Source organism: Pseudocolwellia antarctica (genome assembly GCF_049933045.1).
Taxonomy (GTDB): domain Bacteria; phylum Pseudomonadota; class Gammaproteobacteria; order Enterobacterales; family Alteromonadaceae; genus Pseudocolwellia.
This window is the reverse complement of record NZ_CP187926.1, coordinates 1399324-1420272: the sequence shown is the minus strand read 5'-3', so window position 1 is coordinate 1420272 and position 20949 is coordinate 1399324. Positions and strand designations below refer to the sequence as shown.

The 20949-nt window shown below is 34.4% G+C and carries 21 protein-coding genes; 2 read left to right on the top strand and 19 right to left on the bottom strand.

The genetic code is table 11. The features are described 5' to 3' along the window. Positions 1–808: 808 nt before the first annotated feature. Together ACPUVN_RS06200 and ACPUVN_RS06195 are read right to left on the bottom strand one after the other, a co-directional pair. Positions 809–1045 (bottom strand): hypothetical protein, encoded by a 237-nt coding sequence (locus tag ACPUVN_RS06200; protein ID WP_426370209.1) that lies wholly within the window; start codon positions 1043–1045, stop codon positions 809–811. A 1622-nt stretch (positions 1046–2667) separates the two neighbouring features. Further along, entirely contained in the window at positions 2668–2937 is a 270-nt protein-coding gene (locus ACPUVN_RS06195; protein WP_426370208.1) for a hypothetical protein, read from the bottom strand. A gap of 565 nt (positions 2938–3502) precedes the next feature. Between ACPUVN_RS06195 and ACPUVN_RS06190 the strand changes: the two genes are divergently transcribed. Continuing rightward, positions 3503–4465 carry an integron integrase gene (locus ACPUVN_RS06190; RefSeq protein WP_426370207.1) on the top strand — a complete coding sequence of 321 codons (963 nt, stop codon included), beginning with the start codon at positions 3503–3505 and terminating at the stop codon, positions 4463–4465. A gap of 2 nt (positions 4466–4467) precedes the next feature. Here ACPUVN_RS06190 and ACPUVN_RS06185 read toward each other — a convergent pair whose 3' ends face one another. The 3 genes from ACPUVN_RS06185 to ACPUVN_RS06175 are packed head-to-tail and all read right to left on the bottom strand — an operon-like array spanning position 4468 to position 5992. Next, positions 4468–5004, bottom strand: coding sequence for a hypothetical protein (locus ACPUVN_RS06185; protein ID WP_426370206.1), 537 nt, complete (start codon positions 5002–5004; stop codon positions 4468–4470). Between the two features lie 9 nt (positions 5005–5013). Continuing rightward, positions 5014–5538, bottom strand: a complete 525-nt coding sequence (locus ACPUVN_RS06180; protein ID WP_426357429.1) for a DUF4124 domain-containing protein — start codon at positions 5536–5538, stop codon at positions 5014–5016. Positions 5539–5542: 4 nt separating this feature from the next. Beyond that, positions 5543–5992 carry a hypothetical protein gene (locus ACPUVN_RS06175; RefSeq protein ID WP_426357430.1) on the bottom strand — a complete coding sequence of 150 codons (450 nt, stop codon included), beginning with the start codon at positions 5990–5992 and terminating at the stop codon, positions 5543–5545. 226 nt (positions 5993–6218) lie between these two features. On the opposite strand from ACPUVN_RS06175, the gene ACPUVN_RS06170 reads away from it, so the two are divergent. Continuing rightward, entirely contained in the window at positions 6219–6446 is a 228-nt protein-coding gene (locus ACPUVN_RS06170) for a glutaredoxin family protein (protein ID WP_426357431.1), read from the top strand. 47 nt (positions 6447–6493) lie between these two features. On the opposite strand, the gene ACPUVN_RS06165 is transcribed toward ACPUVN_RS06170, so the two are convergent. The 14 genes from ACPUVN_RS06165 to ACPUVN_RS06100 all read right to left on the bottom strand — a co-directional run bounded on the left by ACPUVN_RS06165 (position 6494) and on the right by ACPUVN_RS06100 (position 20936). Continuing rightward, a complete protein-coding gene (locus ACPUVN_RS06165) occupies positions 6494–6724 on the bottom strand; it encodes a hypothetical protein (RefSeq protein ID WP_426357432.1) in 231 nt (76 codons plus the stop codon). A 306-nt stretch (positions 6725–7030) separates the two neighbouring features. Next, positions 7031–8188 carry an alginate export family protein gene (locus ACPUVN_RS06160; RefSeq protein ID WP_426370205.1) on the bottom strand — a complete coding sequence of 386 codons (1158 nt, stop codon included), beginning with the start codon at positions 8186–8188 and terminating at the stop codon, positions 7031–7033. Positions 8189–8269: 81 nt separating this feature from the next. Then, positions 8270–9118 carry an ABC transporter ATP-binding protein gene (locus tag ACPUVN_RS06155; RefSeq protein WP_426370204.1) on the bottom strand — a complete coding sequence of 283 codons (849 nt, stop codon included), beginning with the start codon at positions 9116–9118 and terminating at the stop codon, positions 8270–8272. Between the two features lie 83 nt (positions 9119–9201). Then, the gene (locus tag ACPUVN_RS06150; RefSeq protein WP_426360564.1) at positions 9202–10095 is read right to left on the bottom strand and encodes an ABC transporter permease; all 894 of its coding nucleotides are present in this window, start codon (positions 10093–10095) and stop codon (positions 9202–9204) included. Between the two features lie 191 nt (positions 10096–10286). Continuing rightward, positions 10287–11687 (bottom strand): CmpA/NrtA family ABC transporter substrate-binding protein, encoded by a 1401-nt coding sequence (locus ACPUVN_RS06145; protein ID WP_426357435.1) that lies wholly within the window; start codon positions 11685–11687, stop codon positions 10287–10289. A 709-nt stretch (positions 11688–12396) separates the two neighbouring features. Continuing rightward, complete coding sequence (locus ACPUVN_RS06140) at positions 12397–13077, bottom strand: ANTAR domain-containing response regulator (protein WP_426357436.1); 681 nt, start codon at positions 13075–13077, stop codon at positions 12397–12399. Positions 13078–13778: 701 nt separating this feature from the next. Then, positions 13779–14105, bottom strand: coding sequence for a hypothetical protein (locus ACPUVN_RS06135; RefSeq protein ID WP_426357437.1), 327 nt, complete (start codon positions 14103–14105; stop codon positions 13779–13781). 60 nt (positions 14106–14165) lie between these two features. Continuing rightward, positions 14166–15065 (bottom strand): ABC transporter ATP-binding protein, encoded by a 900-nt coding sequence (locus ACPUVN_RS06130; RefSeq protein ID WP_426357438.1) that lies wholly within the window; start codon positions 15063–15065, stop codon positions 14166–14168. Further along, positions 15062–15883 carry an ABC transporter permease subunit gene (locus ACPUVN_RS06125; RefSeq protein ID WP_426357439.1) on the bottom strand — a complete coding sequence of 274 codons (822 nt, stop codon included), beginning with the start codon at positions 15881–15883 and terminating at the stop codon, positions 15062–15064. The genes ACPUVN_RS06130 and ACPUVN_RS06125 overlap by 4 nt, the downstream gene beginning before the upstream one ends. Positions 15884–15955: 72 nt before the next feature. Next, the gene (locus tag ACPUVN_RS06120; RefSeq protein WP_426357440.1) at positions 15956–16636 is read right to left on the bottom strand and encodes a DUF3334 family protein; all 681 of its coding nucleotides are present in this window, start codon (positions 16634–16636) and stop codon (positions 15956–15958) included. Positions 16637–16950: 314 nt separating this feature from the next. After that, complete coding sequence (locus ACPUVN_RS06115; RefSeq protein ID WP_426357441.1) at positions 16951–17604, bottom strand: DUF2959 domain-containing protein; 654 nt, start codon at positions 17602–17604, stop codon at positions 16951–16953. A gap of 185 nt (positions 17605–17789) precedes the next feature. Beyond that, positions 17790–19169, bottom strand: coding sequence for a hypothetical protein (locus tag ACPUVN_RS06110; RefSeq protein WP_426370203.1), 1380 nt, complete (start codon positions 19167–19169; stop codon positions 17790–17792). Positions 19170–19351: 182 nt separating this feature from the next. Next, entirely contained in the window at positions 19352–19708 is a 357-nt protein-coding gene (locus tag ACPUVN_RS06105) for a VOC family protein (RefSeq protein ID WP_426370202.1), read from the bottom strand. Between the two features lie 10 nt (positions 19709–19718). After that, positions 19719–20936 (bottom strand): EAL and HDOD domain-containing protein, encoded by a 1218-nt coding sequence (locus tag ACPUVN_RS06100; protein ID WP_426370201.1) that lies wholly within the window; start codon positions 20934–20936, stop codon positions 19719–19721. Positions 20937–20949: the final 13 nt, after the last annotated feature.

The following is a 20949-nucleotide window of genomic DNA, read 5'->3' as shown; positions in this document are numbered from 1 at the left end:
AACGCCTCAAACAGAGGCTAAAAATTGTTGGCCAAAATGGCGAGGCACGAGCAACGGCCAGCTGTTTTTAGTCCTGCTGCTTTGCCTTGTTAGCAGTGTAAGATAAGCTTTGGCGGTTTACCGCTGTAAATATTTAATAATACAACGCATTAATTAAAATACACTTTACTTAAAAATAAACACTAAGAAAAGAACACTGAATGTTTAGTTTTAAATAAGCTTTAATTAGGAGTGGTTAATTGAAACGTAAAACCTTTTCACTAAAAACCAATCCCTGATTTATACAAACTGAATAAGACTGCTAACGCCCCACTAAGAGGCAAATGATAGTTGGTTATAATAGAGAGCGAAGCGAACAAAACCAACTGTTATTTGTCCTGCTTGAGTGGCTTGTTATGTGTTTTTTAAAACAATCCTATCAGAATTGCGATAGTACAAGGAACACCAACCCACAAAAACGGTGAACCATACCAAGGAATAGATTCGCTTTTGTTTGCACCAAATAACTTTATAAATACATATGAAATAGCGAAGTAAGAAGCTAAACCAACTAAACCCAAAGCAATAATTTCAAAAACATCATAATACGACCATTCGCCTAGACCAAGCTTTAGACAAATAAATATAAGTATTAGAAAAGCTACCCCGTATTTTTTGATGATTTCGACATCCTCATTCTAATGTTAATAACAAACTCAACTCTATCCAAAACACATAACGCCCAAATAACAGGCTAAAAATAGTGGGCTAAAATGGAGCGGAGCGAACAGCCCACTGTTTTTAGTCCTTGTTGATTTTCTTGTTATGTTTAATTGTTACGAGACTCTGGAATGAAGCGATATCTCAGCTCAGATAAATAGCCTGCAATACCAAAAAGTAAAGATGAATGAAAAGCCCCATCTCTGATTAACTCCCCTGTACCAGCAGTAACCCATATCGCATCGAATAGACATAATATTGATATCACCCATAAGAAATTACGTCCCCAGCGGTATTCACCTAAAAACTTTTGAAATATAGATTTTTTTTGATTTGCTTCCTGCACCTGACTCTCCTTAAACATAACGCCTCATTCAGAGGCTAAAAATTGTTGGCCAAAATAGCGAGGCACGAGCAACGGCCAGCTGTTTTTAGTCCTTTGCAATGCCTTGTTAGCCGTGGAAGATAAACGTTTGCGGTTTACCGCCATAACTATTTAATAATACAAAACATCATTTGAAATACACTTTACTTAAAAATTAACACCAAGAAAAGAACACTTAGTGTTTAGTTTTAAATAAGCTTTAATTAGGGAGAGGTAAATAGAAACGTAAAACTTTTTTATTAAAAAAAATCCCTGATTTATACAAACTGAATAAGACTGCTAACGCCTCATTCAGAGGCTAAAAATTGTTGGCCAAAATAGCGAGGCACGAGCAACGGCCAGCTGTTTTTAGTCCTTTGCAATGCCTTGTTAGCCGTGGAAGATAAACGTTTGCGGTTTACCGCCATAACTATTTAATAAGACAACGCATTATTAAAAATACACTTTACTTAAAAATAAACACTAAGAAAAAAACACTAAATGTTTAGTTTTAAATAAACTTTAATTAGGAAGAGGTAAATAGAAACGTGAAACCTTTTCACTAAAAACCAATCCCTGATTTATACAAACTGAATAAGACTGCTAACGCCTCAAACAGAGGCTAAAAATTGTTGGCCAAAATGGCGAGGTACGAGCAACGGCCAGCTGTTTTTAGTCCTGCTGCTTTGCCTTGTTAGCAGTGTAAGATAAGCTTTGGCGGTTTACCGCTATAACTTTTTAATATTACAACTAACGCTATTTAATACACTTTACTCAAAAATTAACACCGAGAAAACAACACAAAGCAATTAACGATAAGTAAATTTTAATTAGGAAGAGGTAAAGTGAAACGTAAAACCTTTTTACTAAAAACCAATCCCTGATTTATACAAACTGAATAAGACTGCTAACGCCTCAAACAGAGGCTAAAAATTGTTGGCCAAAATGGCGAGGTACGAGCAACGGCCAGCTGTTTTTAGTCCTGCTGCTTTGCCTTGTTAGCAGTGAAAGATAAGCTTTGGCGGTTTACCGCTGTAACTACCTAATAATACCACTAACGCTTTTTAATACACTTACTTAAAAATTTACACTGAGAAAACAACACAAAGAAATTAACGACAAGTAAACTTTAATTAGGGAGAGGTTAAATGAAACGTAAAACCTTTTTACTTAAAACCAATCCCTGATTTATACAAACTGAATAAGACTGCTAACGCCTCAAACAGAGGCTAAAAATTGTTGGCCAAAATGGCGAGGCACGAGCAACGGCCAGCTGTTTTTAGTCCTGCTGCTTTGCCTTGTTAGCAGTGTAAGATAAGCTTTGGCGGTTTACCGCTGTAAATATTTAATAATACAACGCATTAATTAAAATACACTTTACTTAAAAATAAACACTAAGAAAAGAACACTGAATGTTTAGTTTTAAATAAGCTTTAATTAGGAGTGGTTAATTGAAACGTAAAACCTTTTCACTAAAAACCAATCCCTGATTTATACAAACTGAATAAGACTGCTAACGCCTACTTAAGCGGAAAAATATAGTTGGCTAAAATGTTGAACGGAGTGAAAACAGCCAACTGTATTTTTTCCGTTTGAAGTTCTTGTTATGTGTTACTACGCTTAGCCAATTCTTTTTTATACTTAGATTCCGTAAAGTACCACATAGTTAAACCAAATAATAAACCAGCTAAAGGCCAAACAATACAATGAATTATCGCCGTAGAAGAAGTGAAACCCTCTGCGAAAGGTTTATTCATAAAAGCCATAGCAATGAACATCGGCAAACCGTATGACAAAAGGCCACTTATTAGAATGAAATTTGATTTACCTTTAGAGCGAGTTAATTCCCACGCTTTGAATTGATTATCCTTCATCAGGTTATTCTCCTTAATTGAATGACACATAACGCCTCATTCAGAGGCTAAAAATTGTTGGCCAAAATAGCGAGGCACGAGCAACGGCCAGCTGTTTTTAGTCCTTTGCAATGCCTTGTTAGCCGTGGAAGATAAACGTTTGCGGTTTACCGCTATAACTACCAAATAATACAACTAACGCTTTTTAATACACTTTACTTAAAAATTAACACCGAGAAAACAACACAAAGCAATTAACGATAAGTAAATTTTAATTAGGGAGAGGTAAAGTGAAACGTAAAACCTTTTTACTTAAAACCAATCCCGGATTTATACAAACTGAATAAGACTGCTAACAGTTTAATATAAGGATACCATCCCCTTTTCTACAAAGGTTACAACATCCTCATTACTTAATAATTATTATCGACAATAATTTAATTCTAAATAAAAATCAATTGATTATAATTATTTCCCTAGAACTACCTGTATAAATTTACAACAAATGTTAACTACACACTTGTTGAAAGCAGGATTCATGGTAAACTGTATAAATAAACAGTCATGATTATAAAAGGATTTATAAATGTCGTCTCCCTACATAAGCTACATTATAGAACAGATGCGACTGAAACGTTATGCCAAAAGAACGATTCAAACATACACTTATTGGATTAAAGCTTTTATAAATTTTAACAACAAAGTCCATCCTCAAACCTGTCATGATGTCGAGGTAGAAGCCTTTCTTTCCTACTTAACAAATCATATGAATGTTGCACCGCGCACGCAAAGTGTCGCTTTGAATTCTCTTGTATTTTTATATCGCCATATCATTAATAAGCCATTAACCTTCGAGCTCGAGTTTAATAAAAGTAAAGTTCAAACCAAATTACCTGTTGTATTAACACCGCAAGAAACTAAGCAACTTTTATCTCACCTTAATAAGAAACATGAATTACCTATAAAATTAATGTATGCCAGTGGGTTACGCGTTATGGAGTCGGTTAAATTACGTATTAAAGATATCGACTTCGATTACCATTCAATACAAGTCTGGCAAGGTAAAGGAGGTAAAAATAGACGTGTAACATTAGCTAAAGAGTTAATAGAACCACTCAAATTACAAATAAAACTCGCTAAAGCAATTGCAGAAAAAGATATTCAAAATGAGCAGTATGCGGGTGTTTGGTTGCCTTACGCTTTAGAGCGAAAATACCCACAAGCTAATAAAGAGATTAATTGGCATTACATTTTCCCTGCAAACCGTTTAAGTATAGATCCTGAGTCAAAAACTCTAAGACGACATCATGTTGATCACACAGCTTTACGAAAAAGTTTAAAAATATCAGCAAAAGAGGCTGATATTGAAAAAAATGTCACTTGCCACACCTTACGTCATTCTTTTGCAACGCATTTATTACAACGAGGAGCTGATATACGAACAGTACAAGAGCAATTGGGCCATACTGATATCAGAACCACTCAAATATACACGCATGTTATGGAACATGGCGCTAATGGCGTAAGAAGTCCTTTGTCTGACCTTTAAGTTTATTGATAAGCTCGACTACATGCATCTTCTTTAAAAGCTTGATTCTTCGCACTTGATACTTCTCTGTATTCTTGTGTCCAATAAATGCAGCTTTTCATATTCTCATTTCTAATATGTGCTCTGTCAGCTCGTTGTAGTACTTTCTTTCTTCTATCTAATTCTTCTAAGTGGGCTTGATTTATTCTTCTCTCTTCTAGCTTTTCATTTCTAACTTGTTCATAAATTTCCTGCCTTAGCCTTTCTTGCTTTAATTTTTCATTAGTTTTGTTGTGATAGGTAGGCTCAGGGTTTTGTATTTGGAACTTAATTTGTCGTTCAATTTCAAGCTGTTGTTTAAGCATGTTATTGCTGTTTTGATATTTAGCTTCTAGGTAGGCTTCTTGATTCTTTTTAGCTTGCTCTAAAAATGAAGATGCTTTTTGCTGAATGAGCTGTGATTCCGTTTGATAAAAGTAATTAAATATCGACGAAAAAATGAAATTAATCACAAACATTGATAAACCAACAAGTAAAAGAAGTCTTAATATATTATTCATGAATATTTACTAATAGTTTTTAAGTTGTTCATCAATTTTTTGGGTTCTGTTATCCATTAATTGCTGAACATTATTCACATCGTTCATTAATTCAGTAACTTTGTTAGTTTTTGTATCGCTTTTATCTATTGGCTTTAAGGTTTTGGTATCTTTTGTCGAGTGTGTATCTTTTTGTGATAAGGGTTTAATGGCAGGGATCACTGTGAGGTTTTTAGGCTTTATCCAAGCCTCACTGTTCTCTTGTTGTGTATCAGAATAATGCCAAGTGCCCTTTTCATCTTGCCATTTATATATAGCGCCTTCAGTACTTACACCATTTAACGAATCACTAATCAAAGATTTTGAATCATTGATCAGAGAATCGGTATTATCTAAGAAGCTATTTTTGAAATGTGTAATTTTTTGAGAAAACACTTTAGTATCGTAAAAATCTGAAACACTTAACCAAGGTTCACCTTTAGGGCTTTTAAGAAAAAATAAGCATCCAATACTAAGTATCAATATGCATAAAATAAGATAAACAAAGTGCTTCATTATATTAGTTAAAACCTTTGTTTGAATTAGCGGCTTCTTCTAAATATTTAGCAGAGAGTTTTTGGTAGTTGAACCGACAAATCAAGAAAGATATAACACCAGCAAGAGCTATTACGATCAAGCTAGATACATCTCTAACTAACGACAACAAAATAACAAGCGTAGGTACAATCAAAAAGAGTATTAATAAACATTCTGTTTGTTTTTTTACTTTTGAGTAACTGAATAACCCAATCGAAAATAAAATGACAATAAACCACATATCGAATGTAAATTTAGCTAAGCCTTCATACGAAAATAAACTTTGCTGAGCTGCAGCAGAAATAAGTGTAGCGGTAGATATATGAAAAATAATTTGAAAAACAAATAGATTAATAATTAACAATAAAACAGGTAGTTTGATGGCGAAGAAACTTGGCTCTGTTAATTCTTCGTTATTACAATATTGCTGCACTGAAGATCCTTTTCATTTGATGGTGAGATAACGTGCAAATACTATTTTACCCTTATAGTGAATACAAGTGTCTTTTGAGTTTTGTCATAAATAAAGTGCTATAAATGAATAAAGTTATAAATCAGTATCAAAAATTTAAGATAATTTACTTAATGTAGACTCAAGATAGGTATAATCGCTTTGTTCAACTTAACGTTACTCAAACAATATTTACTATAGGTTTACCATGAAAAGAATTGTGTTATATACAATGGCTAATTGCCCACATTGCAATACAGCTAAACAATATTTAGATCAAAACAATGTTACGTATCGATTGTGTAATGTTAAAACGCCAGTAGGTAAAAAAGAGTTTTATAAAACAGGTTATAGAAGTGTGCCTGTTTTGAAAATTGGCGACCAATTCTTGAATGGGTTTTCAATTAAAGGCTTTCAAGATATGGTTAAAGGTTAATACAGAATCAGACTTAACTAAGCGTAAATACTCATGCAGAGTGACATTTAATGCTCTGCAGTATCTGTAGTTTTACTATTCAAATTAAAAACAAACAGTAAAGCTTTATAACCCAGTAAAGTACTTAGAACAAAAAACACTATCCAGTAAACCTTGTATAAATTCACACCCTCACCTGTTACAAATTCAACGGGTATTTCTAAAAAAGAATAAAAGAATACGTTAAATAGCTTAAACCATGCAGCGAATAATAATACGGTGATTAACTTGTTGATCATTTACTTCTCGGGGTAATTTTCGTACTAAGGCAAAATGAAGCGCTAATGTAATCTATTTTTCCGTGCCTGTTAATTAAAACTTCATGTTTGAAGATGATTATTTTAATCATCTATTTTTGATATTTACCGCTAACAGACCTTAATAAGATTATGTAATAAACATAAACGATAAACTTAACTAATTACATAAATACCAACTCAAGTACTCATTCGAAAACTCAAAACAAAAAAACACACTTAACATAGCTCTACTTAATTATACTTAGCTCAGTTAAGTGTGTTTATAAAACGTTCATAAAACAGTTTTTAGAACTTAGCAGTTATGAATACCCAAATTTTATCAGTATCAACTTTGCCTGAACCCGCATCGCCTGCAGAATAAGAGGCTAATTTAACACCTGCTTTATAGTTTTTAGCGAAACCTTTTGCGTATACGGCATCTATTTCTGAACCTAAATCAACACTATCCACATCTGATGAAAAATCATGATACGTTACTGATAAATTACCACCCAAAACTTTAGTTGATACCGTTGCATAAAGATCTTCTAAACCAACACCAGGTGTTGCTAAGAACTGATCCGCCCAACCGTTAAATTTATGCATTGTTGCTAATGGAGTGGCAAAACCTACGCCATTATCGCTACCTAATGATTCATAACCAAATTTGGTGGTTACTTTACCGAAGTTATATCCACCTTCTAACATTAAATACGTTGTATCAGCATCAGACGCATCGTTTGATTGTGTCGCTATTTCAGCAGCGTATAAAAAACCATCTTTTTTACCTGTAAAACTAACACCGTAGGTATCTATACCATTGTCAGTGCCGTTATCTGCTTCTAGTAAATAAGCATAACCTACAACTTTACCTATTGAAGTTTTGTAGGCAACATTTAGTAAATGATCTTTGGAATCAATATCGCTCGCTTCGCCGAAAATACGATTTCTTTTTGTAATATAAGTATAGCTACCTGATAACTTGTCTGATGCTTGATACATAAAGTTAGCCGCATCAAATGTTTGTCTATCTTGTCTCCAGCCAACATGACCCACAAAACGATGTCCATCTAAGGTTATTACTTGTCTACCTACTTTGGCTGTAAATTTGTCAGCTTTATATTGAACATAAGCTTGGTCTAATTCAGTCGTTTCAGGGTCGGCTACTACTGAATAAATACCTGCGTTATTACCAGTGGTATCGTTATAGTTATCTACGCCAGCAATAGTTCGCGAATCTTCAAATTCCACTACAGCTGAAAAACCGCTATAAGTTGCTGTTTCGTGTGTTAAACGCGTTCTCAAGGTTAATGCATCAGCATTTCTTAAAGTATTGTCTTGGTCAACTGACTCGTAACGTAAGTTAAAATCTAATGTAGTTTTAGACTCCTCAGCAGCTAATGTGCTGAATGTAGTTGAAGCAAGAGCAGCTGTAACAAGTAAAGTTGTTTTATTAAGTTTCATGTTTGGTCCTATAATTTTTATTTAATTATTTTTAATGTTTAGTTAATTATTTTGTAAATTGAATACGCTTTGGTTAAGCCGTTAAGCAACATCTTTCTTTGCTTTAGCGCTTGCTTTGGCTGTTGTTGCAGATGTAGAAATAGTTTCTACTTTGCGTTGTTTTTCATACAAAAAGGTTAAAACAGCCGAGCGTAAATTGTTGTATTCAGGGTCTTTGGCTAAGGCTAATCTATCTCTTGGTCTTGGTAGGTTTACATCAAGAATTTCACCAACAGTAGCGGCTGGTCCGTTCGTCATCATGACAATACGGTCTGATAATAAAACGGCTTCATCAACATCATGTGTGATCATAATTACGGTGTTTTTTAGCTCGTCTTGTATCTCCATAAGAGAATCTTGCATGTGGGCACGAGTTAACGCGTCTAAAGCACCAAAAGGTTCATCCATTAGTAATACTTCTGGTTGCATCGCTAAAGCACGTGCAATACCAATTCGCTGTTTCATACCACCCGATATTTCGTCTGGTAATTTATGAGCCGCATGATCCATATGAACAAGATTAATATTGTGATTGATCCAATCTTTCATTTCTTTTGAAGACATTTTGCCTTTAAAGACTTCTTTTACCGCTAGTTCAACATTTTGATAACACGTTAACCAAGGCAGTAATGAATGGTTTTGAAAAACAACAGCACGTTCAGGTCCTGGTTCACTTACTTCTTTATTGTTAAGTAAAACCCCGCCTTTAGTGGCCTGATATAAACCCGCCACTACATTCAATACTGTTGATTTACCGCAGCCAGAATGTCCAATAAGTGAAATAAACTCGCCTTTTTTGATTTGTAAATCTACATCTTTTAACGCGGTAAAGTCTCCCTTAGGTGTTGGGAATACCATGTCGATTTTGCTTATATTTAATAATGTAGTCATAATTTTTCTTCCTTATCGTAAATGACTTGAGCAAGTACGATTTGGTAAATGTATGGTTGTATGTACTTAGTGATAGTTGGCGACTAAAGCTTTGCGCTTTCTTTGTTCCAAGACACGTGGTATTGAATTTTCTGCATAGTTCGGTCTAATAAAAAGCCTATCAAACCAATAACAACAACTGCCGTCATAATTCTACTTAAAGATTCTGAACTACCGTTTTGAAATTCGTCCCAAACAAACTTGCCTAAACCAGGGTTTTGCGCCAGCATCTCAGCTGCAATTAACACCATCCAAGCAACACCTAACGACATTCTCATCCCTGTAAAAATTGAAGGTATAGCTGCAGGTATAACAATTTTTTGAATGTGTTTTATCTTAGGTAAACGTAATACTTTACTGACGTTGTCCCAATCTTGATTAATACTCGCAACACCTACTGAAGTGTTTATAACCATTGGCCAAATACAACAAAGGGTTACAGTAATTAACGAGTTAACAAACGATTTAGCAAAGTAAGGGTCATCCGACACATACAAAGCACTTACCGCCATAGTCACTAATGGCAACCAAGCTAAAGGAGAAACAGGTTTGAACACTTGAATGATTGGGTTTATCGCCATGTTTAGGTTTTTACTTAAACCTATGGCTATACCCAAAGGTATGGCAAGTAATGCAGCTAATAGAAATCCGCTCATCACCGTGATTAAGCTAGTAATAATTTGATCTAAGAAGGTTTCTTTACCTGTATACGAACGGATTTTAGCTTCGTAGTTAGGATCTTGTGCAATACGTTTAGCATTACGGTCTTCTTGTCTTTTATAGAAAGCATCAGCCTTATCGCGTTCAGCAACATGCTCATGATAAAGGTTTACCATTTGAGTGCTAACTTCTGCGGGGCCTGGGAACTTGCCTAAAGAGGTATTAATACTACTGGCTGCTAAGGTCCATAAAAATAGAAAAATTAGCATACCTATCATAGGTAATAATACGGGTTTTGCATATTCGCTAAAGCGAGTGAACTTTTGTTTAAACACTTTCACTTCTTTAAGTGCAGCGCTACTGGTTACAAATTTACTTATTAAGGTGGTCACAATTATTTCCTTAATACGTAGGCCTTATTACTGACCTACGTAATTAATCAATTAAGCTTAAACTGAATGAATCGATATTAAATTTTATCGTCTGATTTCAAACCAATTTTAAATTGATTAATATAAGCATTAGGCTCGTTACCGTCGTAAACCAAGTTATCAATAAAGTGAGTTTGTGGTTTACGGAATCCTGTTTCATTTTCAAAGTCAGGGAATTCTGATGCCTTAATTAATTTGTCAGCAATAAGTGACTTAGCTGCAGCAATGTAGATGTCTGGGCGGTATACTTTTTTCGCTATATCTTTGTACCAGCTATCAGGTTTGCTATCGCTAATTTGTCCCCAACGACGCATTTGTGTTAAATACCAAATAGCATCTGAGTAATAAGGATAAGTCGCGTTATGACGGAAGAATACGTTGAAGTCAGGCACTGCTCGTTTATCACCTTTCTCATATTCAAAAGTCCCTGTCATTGAATTAGCAATAACGTTGTAATCTGCTCCTACATAATTTGATTGCGATAATATTTTCACCGCTTCTGGACGGTTAGCATTATCGTTATCATCTAACCATTTAGCTGCACGTATTAAAGCGCGAGTTAAACGTAAGGTTGTATTTGGGTATTTTTCAGTGAAAGACTTAGATAAACCAAATACTTTCTCTGGGTTGTTTTTCCATATTTCGTAATCGGTAACAACGGGAACACCAATACCTTTAAATACTGCTTGTTGGTTCCAAGGTTCACCTACACAATAGCCATATATAGTGCCCGCTTCCATTGTTGCTGGCATTTGTGGTGGTGGTGTTACCGATAGTAGTGCTTGTGCGTCAATAGTGCCTGAAGTGTCACCTTTATGTGGTGCATAAAACCCTGGATGAATGCCCCCTGCCGCTAACCAATAACGTAACTCGTAGTTATGCGTTGATACAGGAAACACCATACCCATTTTGAATGGCTTTCCTTGGTCTATATAGCTTTCTACTACAGGTTTTAAAGCATCAGCTTTGATTGGATGAACTGGACGTCCGTCTGCCATTTTTGGAATGTGTGGCTTCATTTGTTCCCATATCTTGTTAGATACCGTAATGGCGTTACCATTTAAGTCCATTGAAAACGGTGTAACAATCTCAGCTTTAGTACCATAACCAATTGTTGCTGCTATAGGTTGACCTGCTAACATATGAGCACCATCTAAACGCCCATCAATTACACCATCTAATAATACTTTCCAGTTAGCTTGAGCTTCTATAGTTACGTACAAACCTTCATCTTCAAAATAGCCTTTTTCATAAGCTATTGCGATAGGTGCCATATCAGTTAATTTTATAAAACCAAACTTAAGTTCTTCTTTTTCAGCAAAGCCAATTTCATCAGCAGATACGGTTAATGTAGTAACTGCACCAGCCAATAAACAGCTACTAGCAATAATGGCGCTACAAATTTTCTTATTAAAGTTTTTTAACGGTTTAGCAAACATTGTTTTCTCCAAATAGTGAAGCTTGTCGTGACTAAATTTATATCCAGTTTTAACAAACCAAAATGCTAAACTAATAAATAACTACGCCGTTGCAGCAACATCAGTTTAAGGGGTGTAAGAGCTATTACTCTTAACGTTTACTATTTCACTTTTGTAATAATAAACAGGGTGTCTTAACTTTTTAAATACATAGTGTTAAGCACAAACATTTCTAATACTTATATGCCTAATACTTTATTTAAAAAGCACTTCTATAATAAATAGATATATTGCGAATACTGTGCCAAAAAACATTTAACGATTAAAAACAGACGCTTAACAAGTTTCACGTATATTTTTATGATATTGAAATGGGTAGAACTGCACTTTCATCGAACAATTACTCAATTATTTGGTGCGAAGTTTTTGCACTTATATTGAACAGGAAATGGATTTTTTGGTGCGTTACAGGAGAAGTAGGTAAAGCAGTTGATAACAGATATGAATTCAATTTAATGCATATTTATCTAGTCGATATTTTACGGATTTTATTGTTGATTTTTGTTGAGTTAGACCCGCTATTTATCTTGTTTTTTTACGACCTAAACAAGAAAAACGATAAATATAAAGCACGAGGTGAAAGGTATTTTCGGAGTTTGAGCCAATCAATTCAAGATGGTTTTTATAAAGTAATACACGATAAAAACATCTTAAACCGAGATCTATTGCCTTATAAAATTGAAGCTAACGAAATAATATTTTTAGCGACATCTTCAACTTTCTGACCGTTGTTCATCGCCATTTTTCTTATGTTGTGATACGCCTCTTGCTCAGTAAATCTCTTGTTTTTCATCAATAATAATTTGGCTTGTTCTACAGTGCGTTGGTGCGTTAGCTTATTCTTAGTGATCGCCAACTCTTGCTTTAAAGTTTGATGATAAACAAAGCGTGCAATAGCAGTATCTAATATCGATTTGATCCGCCTGAAGTCTGTTTCCCCTGCTACATAAGCTGTAACGCCTGATTTAATCAATACGTTAATTAAATCAGTACCATCTTGCTCTGAAAACATCACAATAGGTTTAAGAGCATTACTTGAAATGTAGTTTAAGCTTGCAAGCATGCGCTCTTTTGGAAACTCAACATCAATAACAATTACATCAGGATCATGTTGTTCAACTTCTCTAGCTAAAGAAATAGAATCAGTAACTTCATCGACACCACTTTCAGTACTTACAAGAGCTCCATCCATAAACAAGCTATTGGTACTAAGCACACAACAGACTTCATATTCAGAATCAGCAAGAACCTCAACAATATTATTTTGTTTATAGTTTTGATTCTCAATTAACAGGATTTTAATTTTAGGCTTAGCAACCATTTGGTTTGAATGATTATTTATAGAGTTCATATCATTTCTCGATAACTATAAAGCATATATTGGTTGGTTATTATTCAAAAAACAGACCAAGACGATCAGAGTAAATTTAACTTTAAAATCAGTTAGTTAAACATTCAGGTTGATATAGGCGAGTGCTGAATGACCTTAAATGATGCAGCGCTGCGCTAAAGTGGGATTTTACGAAGCTTTACGTATGTTCAAAGAAGACCTAATTTATACCAAACGGATTAATTTATTGAGCAACTTAGAGCTACATTAGCAAGCTTAGAACAAGCAAAATTGATTAAACATAGTTATTCTATATTTTTTTAATTTTGTGATGTTATCAGTTTGCTAATGAGCTCCCGAAGGGCGAGAATTTAATCCGTTTGGTATTACATATGAATTTAGGTGTAAGTTTGCTTGGGTATATCAGCGTATTACTTTAAAGAGTGTTAATGACTTTAGGGATATTAGATATAGTTTATGGGTGTTTCGGATGGCTTTAGAGAGTGTTTGATATTACTGTTACAAGTTTCATATCCAATTTACGGATCTCATTTTAACGTTTTGTTCTCAGCTTAAGCTCAATATCAGATCTTATTTAAACTTTAGCTATTACGTAAAGCTTATCGGTAAAGCTATACGAACTGAGTGACAATTCTAAAGCTATTATAAACAGCACCTGTAACTTATAAACGCTGTTGTAACAACAATTATAAGCTAAAGGTTTATGTTAAATACGTTAGTAGTTTATCCGCAATAATTTTAGCGCTTAAACTGCTTAATGATATTTTCTCAACTAAATTAATACTGTCTTCTGCTATGTTGCCTAAGCCAATACCTACAGTTGAAGTATCGCTATCAAGTAAAATGAAAATCAATCGGTTCTTACTTACTATGGCATCAACAGTTACGGCATCTGCAGGAATGCCCTTCTTTCGAAGAGCCTTGTCCATCAAGCCAACAGACGTACTAATACTCGGAGACTTTTCAATAAACAGGTCGTTAGCTTCAACCGTTAGTTCGTAAAGTTTTTGTGTGTTTGCTTGCATCATTTTACTGTTACTTTATTTGTTCGCTTGTTCATCAAAAATTAACGCTCTAAAACCGGAAGTTTAAAATAATTGGTTTTCTAAAGTTTTACCTTTCACTAATTGTGAGTAGGTCCAATTATTTTTATAACATAAGGTTAAAAAAGCAATATCTAAAGGTGTTGAATTTTCTAGTTCTTTATAACTAATAAGATATTCTTTACCTTGCAACAACGCGACATTTTGTACGCCAGGTACATTTGATACTTCTTGAACAAAGTTATCTGTATGTTGCTTCATACGCAGAGTTAAATATTGTAAATCATCATCGCTTTGTTGTACTTGATAGTTCTGTAATTTACCTTTTTCTAGGTATAACACTTGGTCACATAAACGTTCGAGTTCACTCAAGTCATGTGAGCTTAATACAAAGGTAATATCACCCGATAGATTAGAAATAATCTCTCTAATATCTTTAGCGTGTTTAGGATCAAGCCCTGCTGTTGCTTCGTCTAATATAATCAGCTCTGGAGAACCCATTAAAGATTGAGCAATAGACGCACGCTTGCGCATACCATGAGATAACTCTAGAGGTTTTACTTTATAACTATCAGCAAGTCCTACCAAACTTAATACACGATGCGCTTCAATAATACTTTGCTTACTGCTAAAGCCTTGCAGCTGAGCATAAAACTGTAACTGCTTCTCTATTGAGTATTTAGGGTCTAATTGAGCATCTTGTGGCAACGCACTAAAGTAATTGTTAACAGCCGCTCTACTTGGCGATTCACCTACAATAGAAACGCATCCACTGTTATAAGGAATATAACCACATAAAATACTGAACAGTGTGGTTTTACCCGCACCGTTTGGTCCTACTAATGCAACGGGTTCGCCTTTTACAACTTCAAAATTAATGTCTTTTAAAACCTGTTTACTACCAAAGCTTTTATTTAGATTCTCTACTTTAATTAATGAACTCATAATGAAGCCCTTTTGAAAACGAATTGCGCAACAAGCAGATAACCTAAAGTTTGAAGAATAGGAATTCCGAAACTGGTAAAGCTATTACTTTGGAAGCCAATAATATTTTCAATCTGACCTCCTGGGAAAACATAAAATAAGAAAGACACATCAAATACAAAGTTATTCAATAAACTAATGACTATGCCCAAACCTATATATATTAATGAATAGGCAATCAACGACATTTTAGCCGAGCTAACAAATACATTAATAAGCGCCATACTAGCGATAAAAGGAAGGCTGATAGCAATAAGCTTTAACAATATAATAAAGGATAAACCCATTGAGCTAAGCGATACATCTTGTTGATTAAAACTAGCAAACAACAAGCTCGCAATTAAAGTCACTAATATTAGAATAGATATGATCAATAACTGCCCTAAAAATCGACCATAAAGCAATTCAGTTCGGCTGGTTCTTAGTAATATAAAGCGTAATGTACCTCGCTCCCTGTCTGAACAGGTTTGATCACAAGTAAACATTAAAGCAAAGAAAGGTAATATGTAGGCTGAAACTATCCAATAGATGGTTAACTCAGGCAGTTCCCATTCTAATAAGGCAGATAAGTTAAGTTGTCCGAAAGCTTGCTTGGCTATACTTTTGAAAGTTTCTGTTGAGATAAAATCACTGGCTGACCCAATAATATAATAAAAGATAAGAAACCAAATAAGAGAAAAACTAGACAGTACGATCAAACCGCGTTTAGAGCCAAAAAGTCTGGCTAATTCAAAGGCTGTTATAGCCCATATGCGGGAAATATTAAAATGAGAAGACATCCAAACCCTTACTTAATCTGTTAGATTTGGATGTTAACATATAGATAATTAAAACGTTACTATATCAGCGTGTTAAAGACCGAGTTCCGCCATAAAGTCATCATCTGCAATATCAGCTATGGTTTCAGTTTTACTGTGTGATTTTTTTTCACTTTGAGAAGAGGCAATAATATCATCAGGATCACACTCTCCTTCTAACTCAAAGTCGTGTAACTTTATAAACTCAGTTTTATCCATCGCCAATTCTAGATAAAAAATATTGTTGGTTGCGGTGGTAAAGCCCACTCTACGAGCTTGCGGTCTTTCCATTACTGTATCAACGGATATGTTTACAGACTTGTTTATTACCAACATTTTAGGTTGGCTTTGCGTAATATTGGTTTGTAGCTCATCTTTTATTTTATGAGTAAAGCTACCAACACATTGGTTCATCAACTCACCCAGCACGTTAGAAACGTCATCAGCCATATAAGATTGAGAAATTTCAGACTCTGGCATGCCCATGTTTTTCATATAGTCTTGATAAATTTCTATAGCCGCTTCAGAAGTAAAGTTGTTAACAACAATACCGTTAAATCCGCCATCAAACAGTACAAAGCAAGCTACATCAGGTTTTAAGCAGGTACGACTAATTTTTTGTACCATAGCTGAATAAGTCACTTTATTTCCTGTAGCTTTAGAAAGTACAGCGGCTACAGATTGGCAAAGTGTAATAAGAATATCTTCAGTGGTTATTATTTTGGTTTTTCTCACATTAATACAACTCAGTTAACGATAACTTATTAAACTATAACAGCTTATTCGAATAATTCTAATTACATCCAAAGAATATGAATATCTGCTTAATTGTTTAAGGTAAAAAAGGATTTGAGAGACGAGAAAATCATCTAGAATTTATAAGGTGATTGATATAAGAAAAAACATAAAAAACAGGCAATAAAAAAGCATTAACCTAAGGTTAATGCTTTTAGTTTTAAACGTCTATTTAGCTAGATTGAGCTAAGTTCTGCTCTATTGAATTCACCGAGCCTAAGATATTTAATTTAGATTAAGCTGAGCAGTATTGATTAATTCTCTTGTAATAAATCAATAAACTTCTGTGATTGGCTAATTGATTTACTCATTTCGTCAACCAATACCGCAACGTCTTTTTGTAGCGTTTTATATTCGCCTTGCAACGCACCAATAGCACGAGCGTTTAAGTTATGCTTTAGGTATAAAGTATTGTCTTTTAGCGTAGCAAGTACAGGGTCCATTTTACTTTTAGCTTTATACATAGACTTTATTAACGTGTTGTACTGGCGCTGTGTGCTATTAAGCTTAGATTGGCTTTGTCTTTTCAAACTTGCACTGCTGTATTGTTCAATCTCAGTCTGCCATTCGTCAAACAAAGCTTCTGATACGCTTTCTATTGACTCAATTTTACCTGTTACTTCATCAGCTGCAGCTTTACTTGCTTCGTACTGCTCTTCTGTAATTTCATATTGCTCAGCTAAATCACCACCATCAAATTCAATAAGTGAGCTAAGTTGCTCAAGTGCTGATTTAAACTGCTCTTGTGCTTCTTCTTGAGCTGTTTGTGCGCCTTCAACTCTATCAAGCATAATGTCGCGTTTATGTACGCCAACTTTTTCCATTGCTGAATAGTATGCTGACTGACATGCAGACAAGCTAACTAATACAAAGACTAAAGCAATATTTTTATATAGGGTTTTCATCAAAGCCGCCTAATTCTTGTTATTTTTTAATGTTGTTTACTCAAATAATCGATAATGAAATAAATAAAATTCAATGATTAAAGCAAACCGAATATAGCAATTATAACTATATTTTCAGATTATAGTGTTAATTTTTTGTAAATATAACCAAATAACTCTTCTAACGTCACTGAAAAAGTAGCTATTTATTAGGTTTGAGTTAACTCAGTTTCTTCTACTATGGTTTCAATATTAATTATTTTTGAACGGTTCATGGTAATTTTAATACGCTGCATATAATGTTCTTCATGGTCTTTTTGTACCAACACCATATTGAGCTGATAACGTTTTTCAACACCTTCATTGGTTATTTTGTTGCCGTCTAATGAATAAAGTCTACCCTCACCTCGTCTCAAATAACGTACGAACGGTGTTAAGTTAATGTTGATTTGGTTTTGTATTTCTTCATAGCCAGGTAAAAAGTTTTTAACAGTAACCTTTGAGTCACATCTAAAATGCAATAAATGCGCGGCAAGCTTGTTTTGATGGCGACGTTTCTGAAAAAGCTCATCCACTTCTTTAGGCAAGTCTTTATTACGCATGTATTCAAGCCAAACGGTTTGAAACGATATACGACCTTTAGTTAAGCTGTTTGAAAACGTATGCCTCCATTTAGGTCGGCCTCTTTGGATCCGCCGCCAGATAACTCGCGTTAATTCATCTTTAAAGGTTTCACGAACACCATAAATAAAACCTAAAAAGGCAATTAACACAACGGTGATCTCTGTAAAAGCAGTACGCGCATTTAGTACAATATACATAACAAATGCCATTATGATGGCTGTGATTGAACCTCGTACTAAACGTTTTAAGTTTATATTCAAATGTGTAGTTTTTTTAGAAAACACAACACCGTATTCACCTAAACGTTGCAGTAACTGCATTTTATTGGTGATTCGGTTGGGATCTTCTAACGTTACTTTTGAGTTGTACTTCTTTTCAATACGATAAGCATTCTCAAATCGACATAAATCAAGCAGTCTATTCTTTTGCTCAGTATATTCACTCGACTTAGGCGCTTTAGATAAAATATTTAAAAAAGCCTGTTCGGTTTTCCAACTAAGGAAGTTGTCTATATTTTCGAAATAAGAACTGAGTTTTTTATCGGGTGGTGTGTAACGTCTTAACTTTTTTAATAAACCTTCAGTTTGCTCTGCAATTTCTATCGATTTTTCGTAATATTCTTCAACATCTTTGATCTTAATGGTTTGTTTTACATCGGTTTCTAACGCCATGCGTAACTGGTAAGAAAAAAGGTTTAGATTAGAGCGATAATCACTCTGATCACCTTTTTGTTGACTCACAAAACGACTTCGAACTAAAGGTAGATGTAGGTTTTCTGAATAGTAAGCACTGCTGAAGCTTATACTGCTATAAAAGAAATTTTCTTCTGATAACGTACTTGAACTGATCCCCATTTCTTCAGGGATCGATATATATAAATCTAACTGCTGAAACTCTTGCGGAAGTAATCTAAAGCTAGTTTTTATGGAAAGGTTTTCATCTTGTGATAACTTGATTTTTTGCAAGTAGCATTCCTTTAACGTGATAAAAAATGAAAAAACGATGCGTAATACCAAACGGTTTAATCTGCGCCTAAATACTCTAGGTCGGTTGTTTAAAATCTTAAATAAATATTGATGAATATAATAGGTTAATTTTGTTCTAGCGCAAATAGTATAGTTATATTATTTACTTAAGTGATCTCAAATTAGTCCATACAAAAGAAACAAAGTTTATTGCCATCTAAATCTCTAATATAAGCCGCAGGACCTTTAGACCTTGGTCCTGGTTCTCCTTCACTTGTTGCTCCTAATGATAAAGCTAACTCGTGAAATTGAGCTATTTGAGCGACTGAGTCCATCATAAAGCCAAGCATAGCGCCATTACCAGGCGTTGCGTGTTGTTCATCAAACGGTTCTGCAATACCAAATAAGAATCCATCACCTTTGTAAACAACGATTCTACCATCAGGTATCCACTTTTCAACATTAACGGATTCAAAAAGAGCATCGTAAAAGACAACAGATTTAGCCATGTTGTTAGTGCCGATAGTGGTATACATCATCTTCATAACATTAAAGCTCAGATAACTGCTGGCACCATAAACTTGCAGCAACAAACTCTTGGTGTAGTGTTTCACTGTTAATATTATAAGTGTTCATTTGTTCTTTTAAATCATTGTCTTGTCCAGTGATGTAGTCCACCGTAAAATCAAGCAATTCACCTAACAAACCCGTATGTTCAGTAAGCGCATCTTCGATAGGTTTAGCTAAAGGCATGGTTTTAATAATTTCATTTATTGGCATGCTTAATAATACTTCAAGAGAACTTAAAAGCCCTGTTATAAAGGCATAATCAGCTACGCTAGCAAACTTAGCATTATTTTCAGAAATAGATGACATTAACTTACCTGTGATCAACGCTTGTTTTGACACTTCGTCTGTTTGTTCAGTCGTTAACTTAGATAATGCTAGGATAGAAACAAACTGCTTAAGTTTATCTTCACCTAAATACGCTGTCGCTTGTTTAAGTGAGGTAATTTCAACACGAGTTCCTGTAGCTACATTGTTCACCATTTTAAGTAAACTGATGCTTAGGTTTACATCGTGGCTAACTATATCAGCAATACGCTCATAAACGAGTGGAGAGTTAAATGTTTCGCTGATCAACTCTAACATTTGAGATTTAATCGGTGTAAGTGCTTTACCTTCGATAACTTCAGGTTCGTGATAAAAGAAGCCTTGGTAATAATCAAAGCCAACTTCCACTAACGACAAATATTGAAAACGCGTTTCAACGCGCTCTGCAACCATCTTCACATTAAAAGGCTTTAAACGTTTAACAACGGCAGGTAGTTGTTTAGGGTTTACCTTATCTAAATTAACTTTTAAGAATGAAATATATGGGAATAAATCATCCCATTGCACATCTAAATCGTATTCTGTGAGTGCAATTTGATAACCCTTCTCATGATAATAACTGAGTATTTTGATGAGATTTTTAGTAACTTTTTTATGACTAACTAATTCAATCACGATTGTGCTTGGATCAAACATTAATGGGTATTTGTTTATTAAACTCTTTTCAGTAAAGTTTATATACGCAGGTTTACCTAAGCTAATCGCTTTAATACTTCCATGAATATGATTTTGTATAATTATTTTTGAGGTAGCTATATCTTGATCAATTTCAGGAAATTTATTATTGGGACTATCTCTAAAGAGTAATTCATACCCAATAGTTTTAGATTGGCGATTAAATATGGCTTGTCGAGCTATATAAGTACTTTGCATGTTAGGTCAAAAT